This window comes from Streptomyces sp. NBC_01304 (assembly GCF_035975855.1).
Lineage (GTDB): Bacteria > Actinomycetota > Actinomycetes > Streptomycetales > Streptomycetaceae > Streptomyces.
In genome coordinates, this window is sequence record NZ_CP109055.1 from 4,866,356 (window position 1) to 4,881,690 (window position 15,335).

The following is a 15,335-nucleotide window of genomic DNA, read 5'->3' on the forward strand; positions in this document are numbered from 1 at the left end:
CTCACTTGGCCGAGTTGGCCGCGTCCACCAGCGCTTCCTTCGTGACCGCGCCGACGTACACCTTGCCGTCGTCCGTGATCAGCGCGTTGATCAGCTTGGTCGAGAAGACCCGGCCCGAGCCGAACTTGCCGTTCACCTTGCCCCCGAACGAGTCGAGCAACTTGCCTGCCTCCGGCGGCAGTTCACCGGAGTCGGCGGAGGGCAGGCCCTCGCCCGTGTCGAAGGTGGCGATGGAGCCCCAGCCCTCGCCGATCACGTTCAGACCGTCGAGGCCGTCGGCGCCCTTGCCGAGGTCACCCTTGCCGAAGTCCTTGTCGAAGTCCTTGAAGTCCTTGCCGAGGTCCTTCGGCAGATCCTTCGGGAGTTCCTTCTGGAGGTCCTTGGGCAGGTCCTTCGGGAAGTCCTTCGGCAGGTCGGCGCCGCCCGGCCCCTGCTTCGCCAGCTCGTCCGCCTCCGTGACCTCCATGCCCTTGGCGGGCTTGAAGTCGAAGGTCGACGCGGCCGGCTTGCCGAAGTCGACCTTCGTGAACCCGGCGTCGATCACGGCCTTGCCGCCGCTGCTCGCGTTGAGCTGGAACTTCAGCGGTACGCCGTTGTCCGCGTCCGCCGAGATACGGATGGACCCGATCGTCGACTTGGCCGCGTCGGCGCCCTTGGGCTTGATCAGCAGCTGATAGGCGTCCCGGCCCGCGATCCGCGCCGTGCCGTCGACCGTCACCGAGGTGGAGTCGCCGACCGCCTTGAGCGCCTCGTCGGCCAGCTCCTTGGGCGTGGCCGGGGCCTTGCCCGCACCCTCGTGGTCGCCCTTGTCCTTGCCCTTGCCCGCCTGGTCGTCCTTCGCGTGGAACGCCGTGTTGGAGGCGCTGTCGTACGCCCACACATCCGCGCCGTTGTGAATGACGCTGTACTCCGACGCCTTGTCCAGGATGGACAGCTTCTGCTTGTCGGGGCCATCTACCGCGATCCGCAGGTTGTGGTCGCCGGACGCGAGCTCCAGGAGCTTGGACTGCGGATCGGCCGCGCCGCCGCCCTTGCCCTTGCCCTCGTCGCCGCCCGGCGCGAAGGACGAGCCGCCGCCGAGCCCGCCGAGCGAGGGCAGGCCCAGATCCGTGCTGATCTTGAAGTTGCCGGACAGCTGCTGTGCGTCCGACGCGGCGATCTTCTCGATGAGCTGCTGTGCGGTGATGTCCGGCAGATCGGGGTCGCCGCTGCTGGCGAGCGCCGGGACGAGCCCGATGGTCGCCGCCGCCACACCTGCCACCGCGACCGGGACGAGGTAGCGGGCGGCCTTGCGGCGGCCGGGCTGGTCGTCGCTCAGGTCGTCGGTCTCTTCGATCGGTGCGTCAGGTCCGTACGGTGCCATGTGTGCCCTACCTCCGTGGTCGGCGGCGGCTGTCTCCATGCGTCCACCCCGCGCCGCCATTCTCACCCGAATAGGTCAGGAGTGGTGTTGTCTGCTTGCCTCTATCCGACCAAATCGGCCACGCAGAAGCGTCAGACCCCGGGCTCAACTCCACGTACTCCCGCGGGATGACATGAGAAGGCGGCGCCTCCCCCGTCGGGTAGGGGGAGGCGCCGCCGGAACTCAGGGGTGCTCGGCGCCGGAACTCAGGGGTGCTCAGCACCGGATGAAGCCGGAGAGCCGCATGAAGCCCGACGAACCGGGCCCCGCAGACGCTCAGCGCTGAATGAAGACGTAGTCAGCCTGGTAGGGCACGCCCACGATCGCGCCGGGCGAGCAGCTGCCGACCGGGGCCACGCCGCCCACCGTGTTCAGCCGCAGGATCTCGGCCGTGCCCGCGAGCAGCCCGTGCTTCTTGCCCGACTGCGTTGCCGCCAGGTCGAGTTCGGCGATGTTGGCATCGCCGTTCGCGGTCTTGGAGATCAGCTTGCCGGTGACGGCGCTGCGGTCCGGCACGATCCACTGCGGCGTACCGGAGTTGGGCGCGACGAAGGAGTGGGCGATGTCGCCGGCCAGCACGGCCCGCACATCGCGCTGCTGGAACGAGAACTTCCCGTCGTCGCCCTTCTTGCACTCGTAGATCTGCTTGCCCTTGACCACCGAGGCCTGGAAGTTCTGCAACGCCCGCCGGAAGTCGAAGGGATCGCTGACCTTGTGCAGCTGGCCGCGGACCGCGCCGCCCGGGAACTCGGCCGTGTGGAGGTTGGCGTAGAAGCTGTTCGGGTTGTCCTTGAGCTGCTGCAGCAGCGCGGCGTCGGAGACGGTGACCGTGCCGGTGGCGCGGTGTCCCTTGGCGCCCGCGAGCAGCTTGGTGAAGTCGACCTTGATGCCGCCGTTGGCGCCCTTGAGGCCCTGGTGGATGTGGAGCGCGGTGGGCTTGGCGACGCCCCGCCACTTCACCGCGAAGGACACCTTGTCGCCGCTGACCTTGATGAACTGCAGTGCGGCGCCGTCCTTGTCGCCGACGGCCGGACCGCCCTGCACCGGCACCTCGTTGGCGCCGTTGAGACTGGCCGCGAAGATCGCACCCTTGCCGCCCGTGAGCGTGCCCTGCCCGCTCTGTACGCCGATGCCGTCCCCGGCGCCATGGCCCGCGTGGCCGCTGGTCCCCTTGCTCGCGGCGCCGGGGTTGCCGTCGGCGCCGGCCGGGACGACCGCCACGGCGATGCCCGCTGCCGCGGCGACCGCGACGGTACCGATGAGGACGGAACGACGACGGTTGATGCGGTTGATAAATGCACTCATGACCGGATGGCTCCCCGTATCCCAGCCAACGCCCCCTGCGTCAGCTTCTGGGCATGAGTACGGACCCGGTCCTTGCCTGGACTCAATCCAAATGTGTGACCTGGGTCACACCCCCGGCCTCTCTCGGCCGAGGGTCCGGAGGGGCTCAGCCCGCCCGATGCACCACCGCGTCGCACAGCTCCACCAGGGACACCTTCGCGTCGCACTCCGGCAGCGGCGCGAGCACGGCCCGTGCCTCCTCCGCGTACCGCACGGTGTCCCGTCGGGCCTGCTCGAGGGCCGGGTGGACGCGGAGCCGGGCCAGCGCCTCCGCGTGCCGGGCGTCGTCCGTGAGGTCGCTCGCGAGCAGGTCGCACAGGGCCAGGTCGTCCGGGCGCCCGTACTGCGCGGCCTGCGCCCGCAGATGCAGCACCGGCAGCGTGGGGATGCCCTCGCGCAGGTCGGTGCCCGGGGTCTTGCCGGACTCATGGGAGTCGGAGGCGATGTCCAGGACGTCGTCCGCCAGCTGGAAGGCGGTGCCGAGCCGCTCGCCGTACTGCGTGAGCACGTCCACGACGGTCTCGTCGGCGCCCGACATCATCGCGCCGAACCGCCCCGAGACGGCGATCAGCGAGCCGGTCTTGCCGGCGATCACGTCGAGGTAGTGCTCGACCGGGTCGCGCCCGTCGCGCGGGCCCGCGGTCTCCAGGATCTGCCCGGTGACCAGGCGCTCGAAGGACTCGGCCTGGATGCGGACGGCCTCCGGGCCGAGGTCGGCCAGGATGTGCGAGGCGCGGGCGAAGAGGAAGTCGCCGGTCAGGACGGCCACCGAGTTGCCCCAGCGGGTGTTGGCGCTCGGCACTCCGCGGCGTACGTCCGCCTCGTCCATCACGTCGTCGTGGTACAGCGTCGCGAGGTGGGTCAGCTCGACCACCACGGCCGAGGGCACCACACCCGGCGCATGGGGGTCACCGAATTGCGCGGCGAGCATGACAAGCAACGGCCTGAACCGCTTCCCGCCCGCCCGCACCAGGTGCTGCGCGGCTTCGGTGATGAAGGGGACCTCGCTCTTGGTGGCATCGAGGAGACCCTCCTCGACAGCAGCCAACCCGGCCTGGACATCGGCTTCGAGGGCCTGGTCCCGCACGCTCAGCCCGAACGGCCCGACGACGGTCACGAGGAGTTCTCCTGTCTGCTGACGAACACAAGTCCGGTCACGCACATCGCTAGCTCGATGACGCGGTTTGTCGATGTGTCGCTGCCATCACTCAAGTCAGCGTATCCGGTCGTGTTTCGATCACGTCCAGCACCTGCCGCACCAGGCCGGGCGGCCTCCGATCAGCGCCGGTATGTTCGTGATCAGGCATAAGTACGGATACGTCCACTGATGACCGGAGCCAGACCTTTGTCCCGAACCACGCCCCAGGCGACACCCACCGGGCCCCCGCCCGGCGACGACCGGGCCTTCTTCGGGCAGCCCCGCGGCCTGGTCACGCTCTCCGGGCTCGAGGTCTGGGAGCGCTTCTCGTTCCTCGGCATGCAGGCGATCCTGGTCCTCTACTTCGCCGACAAGGTCGCCAATGGCGGCATGGGCATGGACGCCGGCACCGCGGCCTCGGTCTCGGCGGCGTACGGCACCCTCGTCTATCTCGTCTCGGTGGCCGGCGGCTGGCTGGCGGACCGGATCCTCGGCTCGTACCGCGCGGTCCTGTGGGGCGGCATCCTCATCGCCTGCGGCCACTACGCGATGGCGATCCCCACCAACGCCATGACCTGGGTCGGCCTCGGCCTGATCAGCGCCGGCACCGGCCTGCTCAAGCCCAACGTCGCCAACATGGTCGGCAAGCTCTACCGCACCGAGGACGAGCGCCGCGACGCCGGATTCGCGCTCTACTACATGGGCATCAACATCGGCGCCTTCCTCGGCCCGCTGATCACCGGCTGGCTGGGCGACCACAAGGGCTGGCACTGGGGCTTCTCGGCGGCCGCGATCGGCATGACCTTCGGTCTCATCCAGTACGTCGCCGGGCGCCGCCACCTCGCCGGGCGCAAGGCCGCAGCCGAGTTCGCGCTGCCGCCGGAGTCGATGCGCCGGGCCGTCCTGTACCTGGTGGCCGGGGTGCTCGCCTTCGCGCTGGTGGCCGGGATCCTGGCGGCCGCGGGCTGGCTGACCATGGACCGCTTCGTGGACCTGCTCACCCTCATCTCGGTGATCGCGCCCGTCGTCTACTTCGCGGTGATGTTCAGAAGTCCCCGCGTGACGGCCGAGGAACGCGGACGGCTGCGTCCGTACGTCGTCCTCTTCCTGGCCTCCGTGGCCTTCAACTTCATCCTCTTCCAGGCGTATTCGACGATGATGCTGCTCGCGTCGACCAACGCCCGCACGGAGATCCTCGGCTTCACCTTCCCGGCCAGCTGGTACGCCTCCGCCCTCGGCGCCTTCGAGGTCGCCCTGGCCCCCGTGGTCGCCACGGTCTGGGCGCGGATGGGCCCGCGCCAGCCGCACGCCTCCAACAAGATCGCGTTCGGGGTGATCCTGGGCGGCCTCTCCTTCATCCTCATGGCCCTGCCGACCTCGGGGCACGGCTCGGACACGTACAAGATGGCGGCCTGGTGGATCGTCGGCTCCTACTTCCTCCTGGGCCTCGGCGACATCCTCCTGGAGACCTCCGGAATGTCGGCCACCACCAAGCTCGCGCCGAAGGCCTTCGCCAGCCAGACCATGGCCCTCTGGTTCCTCTCCCTGGCCCTCGCCAACGGCATCCAGGCCCAGGTCGTGAAGCTCTACGGCAAGGTCTCCAACCCCGCCTACTTCGGCGTCAACGGCGCCATCGCGGTCGCCGTCGGCATCGCCGTGATCGCGGCGGCGCCCTGGCTGCGCCGCACCATGCACCCCGTTCACTGAGCCCCTCAGCAAGGCTGGTCCCCCATGCCCCTGCGCATCCGCACCGACTTCCCGTACGAGACGACGCATGACGACGTCCGCGTTCCGCTCCCCGACGGGACACAGCTGTACGCGCGCATCTGGCGCCCGCTGACCGACGAGCCGGTCCCCGCCCTGCTCGAATACCTCCCGTACCGGCTCTCCGACTGGACGGCGCCGCGCGACTGGCAGCGCCATCCCTGGTACGCGGGGCACGGCTACGCCTCGGTGCGGGTGGACGTGCGCGGGCACGGCAACTCCGAGGGGATGCCCGGCGACGAGTACTCCGAGGTGGAACTCGCGGACGGGGTCGCGGTCGTCAACTGGCTCGCGGAGCAGCCCTGGTGCAGCGGCAAGGTCGGCATGTTCGGCATCTCCTGGGGCGGCTTCAACTCCCTCCAGATCGCGGCGCTCGCGCCCGAGCCGCTGAAGGCCGTGGTGACGGTCTGCTCGACGGACGACCGCTACGACAACGACGTGCACTACATGGGCGGTTCGGTGCTCGCCGTGGACATGCACGCCTGGGCGGCGACGATGCTGGCCTTCGTGTCCCGGCCGCCGGACCCGTTCTTCGCGGGGACCGACTGGCGGGACATGTGGGTGAAGCGCCTTCAGGCCGTGGACCCCTTCATCCACACCTGGCTGGAGCACCAGACCCGGGACGCGTACTGGCGGCACGGCAGCGTCTGCGAGGACTACTCCGCGATCTCCGCCGCCGTGCTCGCGGTGGGCGGCTGGCACGATCCGTACCGGGACACCGTGCTGCGGCTCGTCGAGCATCTGCCGGGTCCGGTACGGGGGTTGATCGGGCCCTGGTCGCACCAGTACCCGGACCGCGGCCTGCCGCCGGGGCCCGCGATCGGCTTCCTGCAGGAGACGCTGCGCTGGTGGGACCACTGGCTGAAGGACGAGCCGACCGGGGTCATGGACGACCCCAAGCTGCGCTCCTGGATCAGCGAGTCGCACCCGCCGGCCACGGTCTACCCCTCCCTCGAAGGCCGCTGGGTGGGCGATGCCAAGTGGCCCTCACCGCAGGTCACTCCGGTGACGTACGCCTTCCAGGGACCCGCACGACTCGTCCGCTCGCCGCAGCACACCGGGCTCGACGCGGGCCGCTTCTTCCCCTTCGGCAACGACGGCGATCTGCCGCCGGACCAGCGGGACGAGGACGCGAAGTCGGTGTGCTTCGAGTTCGAGGTGCCGGATCGGGTGGAGATCCTGGGGCGGCCTCGGGTGACGCTGCGGCTCACGATGGACGTGCCGTACGGCCAGGCCGTCGCGCGGCTCTGCGACGTGGCGCCCGACGGGTCGTCGACGCTGGTCACGCGGGGCGTGCTCAATCTGTCGGCACGGAACGGGCGGGACCGGGCCGAGGCGTGGCCGGCCGGGGCCACCGAGGACGTGACCTTCGAGCTCAACGGGATCGGGCACGCCTTTCCGGCCGGGCATCGGATCCGACTCGCGGTGTCGTCGGCGTACTGGCCGTGGATCTGGCCCCGGGCCGGGTCTCAGGCGGGCTTCTCCCTTGATCCGGCGGGGAGTTCGGTGGAGCTGCCGGTGCGGGCCGCCGGGGATGAGCCGGAGATCTCGTTCGAGGAGCCCGAGCAGTCCGAGGGGCTGGGGGTCGTCTTCCCTGCGACGCTCGACGAACCTCGCCCCGAGCGTCTCGTCGTACGCGATGTGGCGAAGGGCGAGTGGCGGCTCGAGGTCGACCCCCGTTACGGCGGGACCCGCGTCTACCCCGACGGCCTGGAGTTCACCGAGGACGCCCTGGAGACGTACACGATCAACGAGGCCGATCCACTGAGCGCCCGCACCCGCTCCGACTGGTCGATCCGGCTGCACCGGCCGGAGCTGGGCTGGGACGCGAGGGTCGAGACGCACTCGGAAATCACCTGCGGGGCCACCGAGTTCGTCACCTCGAACGAAGTGATCTGCCGCGACGGCGACGAGGTGGTCTTCCACCGGACCTGGGAGCGGCGCATCCCACGCACGGCGGGGTGAACCCGCCGCCGCTCGCTCGCCTTCGTCAGGCCTCGGGGAAGAGGCGCTCCAGGACCGCCGCCACGCCGTCCTCGTCGTTCGACGTGGTGATCTCGTCCGCGATGGCCTTCAGCTCGTGGTGGGCGTTGGCCATCGCCACTCCGTAGGCCGCCCACCGGAACATCGGGACGTCGTTCGGCATGTCGCCGAAGGTGATCGTCTCGGCGGCCGTGAGGCCCAGGCTCTCGGCGGCCAGGGCGAGGCCGCTCGCCTTGCTGATGCCGAGGGGCTGCAGCTCGACCGTGCCGGGGCCCGCCATCGTGACCGTGACCAGGCCGTCGGCGGCGCCTCGGGCGGCGGCCGCCAGTTCGTCGTCGGTGAGGCTGGCGTGCCGCATCAGGACCTTGTTGATCGGCTCGGACCAGAGCGCCTCACGGCTGCCCACGCGGACCGCGGGGAGCGTGGGGTGCGGCATCTCGTAGCCCGGCTCGATGAGCATCAGGCCGTCTATCCCGTCCTGGTTGACCGCCGCGAACACCTCGCCGACCTCGGCCTCGATCTTGCCGAGCGCGACGTCCGCGATCTCCCGGTCCATGGTGAGCGAACTCACCATCTCGTTGGCCCCCGCGTCGTAGACCTGCGCGCCCTGACCGCAGACCGCGAGGCCCCGGTAGTCGAGCTCGAGGAGCAGGTGCCGGGCCTGGGGCACCGGGCGGCCGGTGACCACGATGTGCTGCGCGCCCGCCGCTGTCGCCCTGGCGAGGGCTGCTCGGGAGCGTACGGAGACGGTGTCGCCGTGCCTCAGGAGGGTGCCGTCCAGATCGGTGGCGACGAGAGAGTACGCAGGTGGGGTGGCCATGGGTCCAGGATACGGAGACCCCAACAAAGTGCATAAAAAAGGACTTTGGTCCATCCGTGGCGCAGGGGTTTCTCGGACTTCCCCGGCTTCGGCGGGCCTCCGTCGTCGTCGGGGCGGGAGCGGGCGCCCGGGACGAGCCGGACCGGGGCGTCGCCACCCCGCCCCGCTCAGCCGTGCGCCGCTCAGCCCTGCGCCGCTCAGCCGTGCGCCGCCGCCAAGTGCTTCACCAAGCGCGGCGAGGCATACTCGGTGCCGCACACGAAGCGCATCAGCGGGCCGTACGAGGACGCCGCCGGCAGACCCGTGAAGTAGAGCCCCGGCACCGACGAGACATAGCCCGCCCCGAGCCTGGGCGTGCCCCGGCTCACCGCGAGCTCGGTGCGCAGCTCGTCCCCGAGGAAACCGAGGGCCCCGATGTCGACCTTGTAGCCCGTGGCGGCGATCACGTGGTCGGCGGTCAGCTCCTCCGTGCGGCCGCCCCGCGTCCGCACGGTGAGCGCGGGGCGCCCACCGTCCACCGCGGCCCCCGATATCCGCTCGACCCGGCTGACCTCGACCTTGCCCTCGAACCGCTCGCGCAGCCACCAGGCGCCGAGCGGGCCCAGGATGTTCTTCGCCAGGTAGTGCCTGGCCGGTGCGGGCAGGCCCCGGTACAGGTTCGCGTAATAGCTGATCGCATACAGCGACCAGGCCCGCCCGAACGGCGACTCGGGCCGCAGCCTCGGCTGGTCCCACGGCGGCCCGCCGAAGCCGGGCGCGCTCCGGGCCACCACCCGCACCCGCGCCCCGGCCTCCCCCGCGAGCACCGCGCTCTCCAGGGCCGACTGTCCGGCGCCGACGACGATCAGCTCGCGGCCCGCGAAGCGCGACAGGTCGGGGTGGTGCGAGCTGTGCGACACTGGCCCGGTGGGGGCGGGTCCGTCGGGCACGGCCGCGGCCAGCTCGGCGGGCAGATGCGCGAACCCGGTCAGACCGCTGGCCACGACCACCGCACGGGCCGTGAACTGCTCCCCCGAGTCGAGCTTCAGCTCGAAGCCCCGGCCCGCGCGCCCGTCGACGGACACGACCCGCATCCGCTCCAGGTCGGGCACGAGCCGCTCCTTGAACCACTCCCCGTACGCGACGAACGTCTCGACCGGAACGATGTCCTCGTCCGTCACCAGCCGCTTGATGCCCGCCGCGTCGCAGTAGTCGACGAGGTCGTGGCCGCGCTGCGGTGCGTCGATGTTCGAGGCGACCGGAGTCGACTTGAGGAGCATGCCGCCGGGCATGCGCTCCCGCCAGCTCACCATCAGCTCGCCGAAGATCCGCACGGGGATCCCTCTGGCCCGCAGATGGGCCGCGGTGGACAGGCCGAACGGGCCGGCCCCGATCACTGCTACCGGTTGCCTCACTAAGTCCCCTCCCCAGGGCGTGACTTGTCCCTGCTTCGCTGTGGGTCCTCTTCCCCACCCGGGTCACACACGTCTGTGCTCCCGCCACATCTGGTACAGATGCTTGACCCCTGGCCGTACGAAGCGGGCCAGCATCGTGAAGAACGGCTTGAGGTCGTCCGCCGCCAGCCACGCCAGCTCCGTGCCGCTCGCGCGGGCGGGCGCGTGCGGCGTGGTGTAGCCGCTGTGGCGGTAGGCGAGCAGCGCGGGCAGGTCGATGTTCTCCACGACATAGCGGTGCCCGGCCCGCTGCTCCGCCTCCGGGACCTTGCGGCCGGTCAGATGCAGATGCTGGGCCCGGACCACATCGACCCCGGCCTCGTTCTCGAACAGCCGGAACTGCGCGCCCATGCGCGGATTGAAGTCGAGCAGCTTGTACTGCCCGTCGCGCCGGTCGAAGCGCAGATCGAGGTCGATGATCCCGCTGAAGCCGATCCGCTTGATGAACTGGGCGGCGAGCAGCGCGAGATCAGGGTTGTCGACCACATACGCATGGGCCGTCATGCCCGCGTGCGGCGGCCAGGAGCGCACTTTTACACCGGTGAACATGGTCAGGGGCGTCGAGTCCTGGTCGAAGTAGGCGTGCACGATCCAGTCCTCGGCCTGCTCGCGCGGCAGATACTCCTGCAGGATCACCCCCGGCCGCTCCCCCCAGCCCCGGGCCAGACCGAGCAGGTGGTCCGGGGTCCTGATGCATGTGGTGCCGTGCACCGCCGGCCGTTTCCGGCGCACGAACGCCTCACGGTTCTTCGCCACGACGGGGAAGCGCGCCTCGGCGGCGAAGGCCTCGACGTCCTCGTACGACTGCGGGAACGCGGCCGCGGGAGACGGCACCCCGTGCTCGACACACAGCTCGTGCAGCCCCTGCTTGCTGGCGAGCCGGCGCGGTAACTCCGGGTCGGTCCGGGGGAAAAGGAAGTGGCCCTCGAGCTCCTCCTGGTGTTCGGCGATCAGTACGGCCGCTTCTTCGTCGGTCGGGATGAGCACGGCGGGCCGGCCGATGCTCCGCCCTATCCGCCGCAGACCGTCGAGCAGCACCGCCGGCTCTTCGGTCCCGGTGGTCGGCCAGGAGAAGGCGCGGTGGAGGTAGCGGGAGAGCGCCGCGGGCGTGTAGCGGTCCTCGGTGATCGCGTACATGGGCACGCCGAGCCGCCCCAGGCTACGGATCGCGCCGACTCCGCCGTGGTGCAGCGGATAGTCCCCGATCTTCACTATCAGGCCGGGCACCGTCCGGTCCGCCGCGAGTGGCGCGCGGCTGCTCGCTGAGCGTTTCAAGGTGAACAAGCCCCCCTACGGCCCCCTGTGGACACATCCCGCCCCGCAGCATCCACCAAAATGACGCTAAGCCGGAATTCCCAACTCCAGCAAGGCTTTTCCGGACAATGCGCACTCTCTTGGGCACTCCATTGCTAACTCTTTAGGCACTGCCGAAGGCGCGATCTCCGACGTAACGTGTGGGCAACCACAGATCGGAAAGTGAGGCAGCGTCCCATGCCCGAGCCCACCCCGCTCGACCTTCCCGAAGGCGACCCCTTCGGCCCGCACAACCTCCCTTATGGCGTGTTCTCCCTTCCCGGCACCGGCCGGCGCACGGTCGGCGTCCGCCTCGGCTCGCACGTCCTGGACGCGGGGGCGGCCGCGCACGCCCTGGGCTCTCCGTACGCCTCCCTCCTCGCGCAGCCCACGCTGAACCCGCTGCTCGCCGCGGGCCGGCAGGCCTGGAGCGATGTGCGCCGGGCGCTGACGGCGTGGGTGACCGTGCCGGCCCACCGGGACACGGTGGCCCGGTTCTTCCACCCGCTGTCGGACGTGACACTGCACCTGCCCTTCGAGGTCGCCGACTACGTGGACTTCTACGCCTCCGAGAACCACGCCAGGAACTGCGGCGAGATCTTCCGCCCGCACATGGACGCCCTGACCCCCAACTGGAAGCACCTGCCGATCGGTTACCACGGCCGCTCCGGCACGGTCGTGGTCTCCGGCACCGAGGTGATCCGCCCGGCGGGCCAGCGCAAGGCCCCCACCGACGAGGTCCCGTCCTACGGCCCCTCGGTGCGCCTGGACATCGAGGCCGAGGTCGGCTTCGTCGTCGGCGCGCCCTCCGAACTGGGCCGCCCGGTGGGCCTGTCCGGCTTCCGCGACCACGTCTTCGGCCTGACGCTGCTCAACGACTGGTCCGCCCGCGATCTGCAGGCCTGGGAGATGGTGCCCCTCGGCCCGTTCCTGGGGAAGTCCTTCGCCACCTCCGTGTCCGCGTGGATCACCCCGCTGGAGGCCCTGGACGCGGCCCGCGTCGCTCCCCCGGCCCGCGACGTTCCCCTCCTGCCCTACCTGGACGACGCCGACCAGGACGAGCCGGCCGGCTACGACCTGCACATCTCGGTGGCCATCAACGGCCACGTGGTCTCCGAGCCCCCCTTCTCCACCATGTACTGGACGGCCGCCCAGCAGCTCGCCCATATGACGGTCAACGGCGCCTCCCTGCGCACCGGCGATCTCTTCGGCTCGGGCACGGTCTCCGGCCCGGAGTACGCCCAGCGCGGCTCGCTGCTCGAACTCACCTGGGGCGGGCGCGACGTCCTTGAACTCCCGGACGGCAAGCGGACGTTCCTGGAGGACGGGGACGAGGTGACGCTCACCGCCTGGGCGCCCGGCCCGGATGGTGTCCGGGTGGGACTCGGCGAGGTCACCGGCCGGATCGCACCCGGCGCCTAGCCTCGCCTGATGGGCCCCGCGCATATGTCAACGGCACGCCATTCGTTCACACGTGCGTGGGGCGCCTCCCCCGTTCCCGCCCGATACGCTGGACGGACCGGCGAGACTCCAGCCCATGGGAGTACTGATGAGCGGCGTACCCGAGACCCCCGAGGCAACCGGCCCGCACTGGCCGGTCCCGCCTCTGGGCGGCTGGACGGCCGACGACCTGGACCGGCTTCCGAATCTGCCTCCGCACACGGAGCTGATCGACGGGAGCCTCGTCTTCGTGAGTCCGCAGACCCTCTTTCATTCGCGCGCGGTGGACTTCTTCAAGTGGCAGCTGGAGTCGGTCGCCCCAGCGGACCTGGAAGTCGTCCGTGAGTTCACCATCGACATCGACCGGCAGAACCGCCCCGAGCCGGACGTCGTCGTGGTGCACGGCGAGGTGGTCGAACGAGCCGACCAGACCCGCTTCCCCGCCGAGTCCGTGGTGCTGGCCATCGAGGTCGTCTCGCCCGACTCCAAGGCCCGAGACCGCGAGACCAAGCCCCTCAAATACGCCCGCGCCGGGATCCGGCACTACTGGCGCGTGGAGACCGACGAGGGACGGGCCGTGGTGTACGTCTTCGAGCTGGAACCCGCCACCGGGACCTACACGCCGACCGGTATCTTCCACGACCGCCTGAAGGTGTCCGTCCCCTTCACCCTCGACCTCGACCTCGCCGGGATCACTCCACGGCGACGGACACCGGAGTCCGAGTAGCACCCGGCCCAGCCCTCGGCCACGCTCATTCCTCGGCCCCCGCGAACTCCTCCAGCACCCCGAGCACTCCCTCCCCATAGGTCGCCAGCTTCTTCTCGCCGACCCCGCCGATCTCCCCCAGCTCGGCCACCGATGACGGCCCCGCCAGCACGATCTCCTTCAGCGTCGCGTCATGGAAGATCACATAGGCCGGGACGCCCTGCTCCCGCGCCTGCTCCGCACGCCAGGCCCGCAGCGCCTCGAACAGCGGCAGCATCTCCTCGGGCAGGTCGACCGCGACCTTCGACTTGCCGGAGCCGGAGCCCTTGCCGGCCGAACCCCGCGCCGACGCCACCTTCTTCGGCTCCTTGCGCAGATGCACCTCACGCTGCCGCCCGAGCACCGACGCGCTCTGCTCGGTCAGCACCAGCGTGCCGTACTCCCCCTCCACCGCGAGCAGCCCCTGGGCCAGCAACTGCCGCACCACGCCCCGCCATTCGGCCTCCGACAGCTCCTGGCCGATGCCGAACACCGACAGCTGGTCGTGGTCGAACTGGATCACCTTCGCGGACCTCTTGCCCAGGAGGATGTCGACGATCTGCAGCGTGCCGAACTTCTGCCGCCGCTCCCGGTCGAGCCGCACCACCGTGGAGAGGACCTTCTGCGCGGCCACCGTCCCGTCCCAGGTCTCGGGCCTGGTGAGGCAGGTGTCGCAGTTGCCGCAGCCCTCGGCCCCCGGCTCCTGCCCGAAATAGGCGAGCAGCTGGCCCCGCCGGCACTCGACGGTCTCGCACAGCGCCAGCATCGCGTCCAGGTGCGAGGCGGCCCGGCGCCGGAAGGCCTCGTCGCCCTCGCCCATCTGGATCAGCTTGCGCTGCTGGACGACGTCGTTCAGCCCATACGCCATCCAGGCCGTGGACGGCTGCCCGTCGCGTCCGGCCCTGCCGGTCTCCTGGTAGTAGCCCTCGACCGACTTCGGCAGGTCGAGGTGGGCGACGAAGCGGACGTCCGGCTTGTCGATGCCCATGCCGAAGGCGATGGTCGCCACGACGACCAGGCCCTCCTCGCGCAGGAACCTCGACTGGTGCCGGGCGCGCGTCCCGGCGTCCAGGCCCGCGTGGTACGGCACCGCCTCGATGCCGTTCTTGCACAGGAACTCGGCAGTCTTCTCAACGGAGTTGCGCGACAGGCAGTAGATGATGCCCGCGTCCCCCGCGTGCTCGTCCTTCAAGAAGCGCAGCAGCTGCTTCTTGGGGTCGTCCTTCGGCACGATCCGGTACTGGATGTTCGGCCGGTCGAAGCTCGCCTCGAAGTGCCGTGCCTGCGGCATGCCGAGCCGCTGGGTGATCTCGCGGTGGGTGGCATGGGTGGCCGTCGCCGTCAGCGCGATCCGCGGGACCTCCGGCCAGCGCTCACCGAGGAGCGAGAGCGCCAGATAGTCGGGCCTGAAGTCATGGCCCCACTGCGCCACGCAGTGCGCCTCGTCGATCGCGAAGACGGAGATCTTGGCCCGGCCGATCAGGTCCAGGGTGGAGTCGAGCCGCAGCCGCTCCGGCGCCAGATAGAGCAGGTCGAGCTCGCCCGCGAGGAACTCGGCCTCGACCACGCGCCGCTCGTCGAAGTCCTGCGTGGAGTTCATGAACCCGGCCCGCACACCCAGGGCGCGCAGCGCGTCCACCTGGTCCTGCATCAGCGCGATCAGGGGCGAGACCACGATGCCCGTGCCGGGTCTGACCAGGGCCGGAATCTGGTAGCAGAGCGACTTGCCGCCGCCGGTCGGCATGAGCACCACGGCGTCCCCGCCGGCCACCACATGCTCGATGACCGCTTCCTGCTCGCCACGGAAGCTGTCGTACCCGAAGACCCGGTGGAGCGTGCGCAGCGCGTCGCTCTCCGGTGTCTTCGTCATCTCTGGCATCTCAGCCATCACTACGGTTCCGTTCATCGCCCTGCCCCCGTCGGTCGTCGATTGACCACGGAGACCACCCTAGGGCTCAGCGCCGACAGCCCTC

The 15,335-nt window shown here is 70.3% G+C and carries 11 protein-coding genes; 4 read left to right on the plus strand and 7 right to left on the minus strand.

Annotated features, from left to right (window positions below):
- Position 1: 1 nt before the first annotated feature.
- The 3 genes from OG430_RS21365 to OG430_RS21375 all read right to left on the minus strand — a co-directional run bounded on the left by OG430_RS21365 (position 2) and on the right by OG430_RS21375 (position 3,863).
- Complete coding sequence (locus OG430_RS21365) at positions 2–1,363, minus strand: LolA family protein (protein WP_327354154.1); 1,362 nt, start codon at positions 1,361–1,363, stop codon at positions 2–4.
- A 315-nt stretch (positions 1,364–1,678) separates the two neighbouring features.
- The gene (locus OG430_RS21370) at positions 1,679–2,707 is read right to left on the minus strand and encodes a CHRD domain-containing protein (protein WP_327354155.1); all 1,029 of its coding nucleotides are present in this window, start codon (positions 2,705–2,707) and stop codon (positions 1,679–1,681) included.
- 145 nt (positions 2,708–2,852) lie between these two features.
- Positions 2,853–3,863: a polyprenyl synthetase family protein gene (locus OG430_RS21375; protein WP_327354156.1), complete on the minus strand. Its 1,011-nt coding sequence runs from the start codon at positions 3,861–3,863 to the stop codon at positions 2,853–2,855.
- A gap of 210 nt (positions 3,864–4,073) precedes the next feature.
- Here OG430_RS21375 and OG430_RS21380 point away from each other — a divergent pair, with 210 nt between their 5' ends.
- Together OG430_RS21380 and OG430_RS21385 are read left to right on the plus strand one after the other, a co-directional pair.
- Entirely contained in the window at positions 4,074–5,591 is a 1,518-nt protein-coding gene (locus OG430_RS21380) for a peptide MFS transporter (protein ID WP_327354157.1), read from the plus strand.
- A 30-nt stretch (positions 5,592–5,621) separates the two neighbouring features.
- Entirely contained in the window at positions 5,622–7,613 is a 1,992-nt protein-coding gene (locus OG430_RS21385) for a CocE/NonD family hydrolase (protein ID WP_327359176.1), read from the plus strand.
- A gap of 25 nt (positions 7,614–7,638) precedes the next feature.
- On the opposite strand, the gene OG430_RS21390 is transcribed toward OG430_RS21385, so the two are convergent.
- The 3 genes from OG430_RS21390 to OG430_RS21400 form a co-directional block, all read right to left on the minus strand.
- Complete coding sequence (locus tag OG430_RS21390; RefSeq protein ID WP_327354158.1) at positions 7,639–8,451, minus strand: HAD family hydrolase; 813 nt, start codon at positions 8,449–8,451, stop codon at positions 7,639–7,641.
- A 197-nt stretch (positions 8,452–8,648) separates the two neighbouring features.
- Positions 8,649–9,845: an NAD(P)-binding domain-containing protein gene (locus OG430_RS21395; RefSeq protein WP_327354159.1), complete on the minus strand. Its 1,197-nt coding sequence runs from the start codon at positions 9,843–9,845 to the stop codon at positions 8,649–8,651.
- A gap of 63 nt (positions 9,846–9,908) precedes the next feature.
- Positions 9,909–11,159: a carboxylate--amine ligase gene (locus tag OG430_RS21400; RefSeq protein WP_327354160.1), complete on the minus strand. Its 1,251-nt coding sequence runs from the start codon at positions 11,157–11,159 to the stop codon at positions 9,909–9,911.
- A 216-nt stretch (positions 11,160–11,375) separates the two neighbouring features.
- Here OG430_RS21400 and fahA point away from each other — a divergent pair, with 216 nt between their 5' ends.
- Positions 11,376–12,599, plus strand: a complete 1,224-nt coding sequence (gene fahA / locus OG430_RS21405) for a fumarylacetoacetase (protein ID WP_327354161.1) — start codon at positions 11,376–11,378, stop codon at positions 12,597–12,599.
- 127 nt (positions 12,600–12,726) lie between these two features.
- Positions 12,727–13,344 (plus strand): Uma2 family endonuclease, encoded by a 618-nt coding sequence (locus OG430_RS21410; protein ID WP_327354162.1) that lies wholly within the window; start codon positions 12,727–12,729, stop codon positions 13,342–13,344.
- A 25-nt stretch (positions 13,345–13,369) separates the two neighbouring features.
- On the opposite strand, the gene recQ is transcribed toward OG430_RS21410, so the two are convergent.
- Positions 13,370–15,268: a DNA helicase RecQ gene (gene recQ, locus OG430_RS21415; protein WP_327354163.1), complete on the minus strand. Its 1,899-nt coding sequence runs from the start codon at positions 15,266–15,268 to the stop codon at positions 13,370–13,372.
- Between the last annotated feature and the right edge of the window lie 67 nt (positions 15,269–15,335).